Source organism: Geitlerinema sp. CS-897, assembly GCF_028368005.1.
GTDB classification, from domain to species: Bacteria; Cyanobacteriota; Cyanobacteriia; order Cyanobacteriales; family Geitlerinemataceae; genus Baaleninema; species Baaleninema simplex.
In genome coordinates this window covers 1-4,910 of the sequence record NZ_JAQNCQ010000297.1, presented here as the reverse complement: position 1 = coordinate 4,910, position 4,910 = coordinate 1, and the positions used below count along the sequence as shown (strand labels likewise).

Annotated in this window: 5 protein-coding genes; 4 read left to right on the top strand and 1 reads right to left on the bottom strand. The window is 51.6% G+C overall.

Annotated features, from left to right (window positions below):
• The coding region (locus tag POG22_RS18805; protein WP_498906787.1) for a helix-turn-helix domain-containing protein at window positions 1-127 on the bottom strand (127 nt) is incomplete at its 3' end.
• A gap of 117 nt (window positions 128-244) precedes the next feature.
• Here POG22_RS18805 and POG22_RS18800 point away from each other — a divergent pair.
• From POG22_RS18800 to POG22_RS18785, 4 genes are all read left to right on the top strand, one after another.
• Entirely contained in the window at window positions 245-382 is a 138-nt protein-coding gene (locus POG22_RS18800) for a hypothetical protein (RefSeq protein ID WP_498906786.1), read from the top strand.
• A gap of 335 nt (window positions 383-717) precedes the next feature.
• A complete protein-coding gene (gene bchL, locus POG22_RS18795; protein WP_017660633.1) occupies window positions 718-1,581 on the top strand; it encodes a ferredoxin:protochlorophyllide reductase (ATP-dependent) iron-sulfur ATP-binding protein in 864 nt (287 codons plus the stop codon).
• Window positions 1,582-1,742: 161 nt separating this feature from the next.
• The gene (locus POG22_RS18790; RefSeq protein ID WP_063717089.1) at window positions 1,743-3,167 is read left to right on the top strand and encodes a DUF5331 domain-containing protein; all 1,425 of its coding nucleotides are present in this window, start codon (window positions 1,743-1,745) and stop codon (window positions 3,165-3,167) included.
• Between the two features lie 29 nt (window positions 3,168-3,196).
• Window positions 3,197-4,624 (top strand): ferredoxin:protochlorophyllide reductase (ATP-dependent) subunit N, encoded by a 1,428-nt coding sequence (locus POG22_RS18785; protein ID WP_498906785.1) that lies wholly within the window; start codon window positions 3,197-3,199, stop codon window positions 4,622-4,624.
• Window positions 4,625-4,910: the final 286 nt, after the last annotated feature.

The following is a 4,910-nucleotide window of genomic DNA, read 5'->3' as shown; positions in this document are numbered from 1 at the left end:
TTAGCCAATCCTTACGTTCCCGCAGGGCAAAATTCCAGACATTGCGGCACACATCCAAAATGTGTTCGATGTCTGAAACCTGCTCCGCCGTTGGCTCTAGCTTGAATTCCCACGTCATGTTTAGCATGAAACTATCTTAGCCTAGGAAATAAATATTTGTTTCCTAGGCTTAAGCGAACTACTCCCTCCCGTCGCTTCACCACCCCCCAAGCCCTCGGCTATGGGCGGAGCACTGCGACGGATCTTGGTAGCGCAAAGGGGGTCTCAAGGGTGCGATCGCCACCTCAACCCCCTGATTTTGGAAAAATTTATCATTTGTTATAAAACGCCCCATCTCCCGACGGCGATCGTATCGCGCCTCGAAAACCCCGACGCCTCGTAACCCATACAGCTTCGAGGGACGCCAAATTTCATTTTTTGTATTTTGTAACTATTTTTATTTAAATTAAAACATAAAATCAAAACAAAAGCAATATAAATTGTTCTAAAACTTTAAAACAGAATCGAATAGCAAATAAATTAAAATAAAAATTTATACTCTAGATTGCGACGAATTTCAAAACTTGCCCCCCTTCAAAAACGCGATCGGACTCGCCATAATGCAAACAACGCCAAGAAAGAAGCGCGCGATCGTCACAGCCTTCCAATTCCCAACCCACTCAATTCGGGCTGTGACGTTCCAACCCACCAAACCTCACGTTTAAGGAGAACATTCGGGTGAAACTCGCAGTTTACGGAAAAGGTGGCATCGGCAAATCCACCACCAGTTGCAACATCTCCGTTGCCCTCGCTCGTCGCGGCAAAAAAGTCCTACAAATCGGCTGCGACCCCAAACACGACAGCACCTTCACCCTGACCGGATATCTCATCCCCACCATCATCGACACCCTGCAAGAAAAAGACTTCCACTACGAAGACATCTGGCCCGAAGACGTCATTTACAAAGGCTACGGCGGTGTCGATTGCGTCGAAGCAGGCGGTCCCCCAGCCGGAGCCGGATGCGGTGGGTACGTCGTCGGCGAAACCGTCAAACTCCTCAAAGAACTCAACGCCTTCGACGAATACGACGTCATTCTCTTCGATGTCCTCGGAGACGTGGTCTGCGGAGGCTTCGCCGCCCCCCTCAACTACGCCGACTATTGCCTCATCGTCACCGACAACGGCTTCGACGCCCTGTTTGCTGCCAACCGTATCGCCGCCTCCGTTCGCGAAAAAGCCCGGACGCACCCCCTGCGTCTGGCAGGACTCATCGGCAACCGCACCTCCAAACGGGATCTCATTGAAAAATACGTCGAAACCGTTCCCATGCCGATTTTAGAAGTGCTGCCACTGATTGAAGACATCCGCGTTTCTCGGGTCAAAGGCAAAACCCTCTTCGAGATGGCAGAGGGCGACAATTCCTTAAATTTTGTTTGCGACTATTACCTCAACATCGCCGACCAAATCCTGGCATTACCCGAAGGTGTCGTTCCCAACGACGCACCCGATCGCGATTTGTTCGCCCTGCTATCGGACTTCTACCTCAACCCCCAAACCCCGCCGCCTAGCGTCGAAGAAGAACTCGACCTAATGATGGTGTAACCCCAGACAGACCCCATCTCGAGGATCGACCCAGTTGAAGACCGCGCGAGTTGCTAAGTTTGCCTAGTATTATTCAGTACAGACTCGAGGTTTACGCCGTCTGGTGTCAGAGGCGGATAGACTAGAAGCGAAATTAGAAGCAACTCCGGGGATAGATAACCATGGCTTTTTTCGACAGCTTCACCAGCGCCCTTAAAGAAAAATGGTTGCAGTATTACAAAGCAAACTACGAATGGCTGAACTTGCACATGCAAGTCGCTGCCGTCAAAACCCCTGACGGTGGGCGTCGTCCGCCCTCCTACTTCATCCTGGGATCGCTCAACGGCATCGAACCCAAACTCGCCCAGCTCATGCTACCCTTCTCGCGGCTCAATCCCGATCCCGACACCCTCATCGAAGTGCTGGGGTTGAACTTCGACCCCGACATCGCCCTCGGCTTAGAACCCGAAGCCGGACTCGAAGACACCGAGTATAGCGATGTTGCTTCTGCTGCCGCGACCGCCGCCGCTTCTGAAACTGACGAGTTCGCAGCGGAGTCTGACGAAGTCCCTTTTGGTGAGGCAGACGCTGAAGCCGCCGCGGCCGGCGTCGCTGCCGAAACCCTAGTGTCCGAAGAATCTGAAGAACTTTCTGAAGAACCGGTTGGAGAACCCTTTGTCACCGAAACTGTCGAACCCGAAATCGAGGATTTGGGCGGATTCGTTGAGGAAGAGGAAGAAGACACCTCAGTCGCGGAATTCGACGAACTCGCCGGACTCGAAGACTCTTCAGAGGAAGCTGAAGAACCCGACGACTTCTCTGAAGAAGCGGTTATCGCTGCCGGAGTTGCTGGGGCGGCGGCTGCCACAGCTGCGGCGGAAGTGCTAGAAGACGAAGACGATCTCAGCATCTTAGAAGACGAAGGATCTGAAGAAGAAGCTGAAGATTTCGGACTCGAAGCCTTCGGTGAAGAGACTTCAGAAGAAGATGTCGATCTGAGCTTGCTTGACGAAGCAGAAACTTCCGATGAAGAGATGGAATTAGAAGGGTTTGGTGGAGAGGAAGACACCTCTGATGAAGAGGTCGATCTTTCCGCCTTTGGTGAGGAAGAAGACACCTCCGATGATATGGACTTAGACGCCTTCGGCGGAGAGGAAGACTCTTCCGACGATATGGACTTAGACGCCTTCGGTGAGGAAGAAGATACCTCCGATGATATGGACTTAGACGCCTTTGGTGGAGAGGAAGACTCTTCCGATGAAGAGGTCGATCTCTCGGCTTTCGGCGCAGAAGAGGAAACCTCTGACGATATCGATCTGGGGGCTTTTGGCGGCGAAGAGGAAACCTCTGACGATATGGACTTAGACGCCTTCGGCGGTGCAGATTTATCCGACGACGAGGACGAGGTCGATCTCTCGGCTTTCGGCGATGACGAAGACGACGAGGACGACATGGATTTAGCTGCGTTCGGTGACGACGAAGGATTGGAGGGTTTGGCGGACGACGAAGATGACGAAGATGCTTTTGGATTGAATTTTCCCAAAGATGAAGACGACGACGACGAGGAAGACCCAGAAATTTCCAACTTGTTGTCGGATCTCGAATAACGATCGATAAAAAAAAGGAGATTTCGCTCATGACTGTTGCTGCTCGACCGGACGCCTTGAACTTTGAGTGCGAAACAGGCAACTACCACACCTTTTGTCCGATTAGCTGCGTGGCGTGGCTGTACCAGAAAATTGAAGACAGCTTTTTTCTGGTCATCGGGACGAAAACCTGTGGGTATTTCTTGCAAAACGCTATGGGCGTGATGATTTTTGCAGAACCTCGCTACGCGATGGCTGAGTTAGAAGAGGGCGACATCTCCGCTCAACTGAACGACTACGAAGAACTCAAGCGTCTGTGTCTGCAAATCAAGCGCGATCGCAACCCCAGCGTCATCGTATGGATCGGTACTTGCACCACCGAAATCATAAAAATGGATTTGGAAGGTCTCGCACCGAAACTCGAAGCCGAAATCGGGATTCCCATCGTGACAGCGAGGGCAAACGGTCTCGACTACGCCTTTACTCAAGGGGAAGATACCGTGTTGGCAGCAATGGCACAGCGTTGTCCGACCGAAGCCCCGGCATCGGCGATCGCTGACGGCGAGAAAGAAGAGCGTCACGGACTGCGCCGCTTCCTCGATTTCGGCCGTCATAAGGACAGTCAAGAAGACGGCGGCGGACAAACCGTAGAAAGCGAATATATCGATCGCCCGCCACTGGTCTTGTTCGGTTCGCTCCCCGATCCAGTGGCCACGCAGTTAACCTTGGAACTGAAGAAGCAAGGCATCAAAGTCTCCGGTTGGCTGCCCTCGCGACATTACACCGAACTCCCCGTTCTCGCCGAGGGGTCTTACGTCTGCGGAGTCAATCCGTTTTTAAGTCGGACGGCGACGACCTTGATGCGCCGTCGCAAGTGCAAACTCATCGGTGCGCCGTTTCCCATCGGCCCCGACGGGACTCGCGCCTGGGTCGAAAAAATCTGCTCGGTGTTCGGCATCGAACCGAAGGGGTTAGACGAGCGAGAGCAGACGATTTGGAACAGCGTCGAGGAGTACGCGGCTCTGCTGCGAGGGAAATCGATATTTTTGATGGGTGACAACCTCCTCGAAATTTCTTTGGCTCGCTTTTTCGTGCGCTGCGGTGCTACGGTACAAGAAATCGGCATTCCCTACATGGACAAACGCTATCAAAAAGCAGAGTTGGATTTCTTAACGAAAACCTGCGACGAGATGGGCGTTCCCTATCCCCGAATTGTCGAGAAACCTGACAATTACAATCAAATTCAGCGCATTCGCCAACAGAATCCCGACCTCGTGATTACGGGGATGGCACACGCGAATCCCCTAGAAGCTCGTGGAATTACAACGAAGTGGTCGGTCGAGTTTACGTTCGCACAAATTCACGGCTTTACCAACGCTCGCGATTTGTTAGAACTGGCAACTCGTCCTCTACGTCGCAATAACAACTTGAAAGATTTAGGTTGGGATAAGTTGGTTAAAGAAGACGCACCTGTGTAACGAGTTTTTTTTGAATCCCTTCCGATCGGTCTGCGATGGGAAGTGGGTTAGTCGGCTAATCTGCTCGGGCGATTTCGATGAGAAGTCGCCTTTTTTTGTTAGGTTGAATAAACGTGAAACGCAAGTATAGTCTGAAAATTTCAATCTAACTCACATTCCGCACTTCAACTTGTAGTACGCCAAGTAGCACGAGAAGGGGATGAAATTAGTCGGGAGTTGGTTAGGGATTAAGACCGAGAAAAAAGAAAAATTCGGGTAAAAATGACATCTTAGAGAAAAATCGGTT

Excerpts from the sequence above, each read along its gene's own strand:
- POG22_RS18785 (WP_498906785.1), top strand. The coding sequence starts at position 3,197 with ATGACTGTTGCTGCTCGACCGGACGCCTTGAACTTTGAGTGCGAAACA.
- POG22_RS18790 (WP_063717089.1), top strand. The coding sequence starts at position 1,743 with ATGGCTTTTTTCGACAGCTTCACCAGCGCCCTTAAAGAAAAATGGTTG.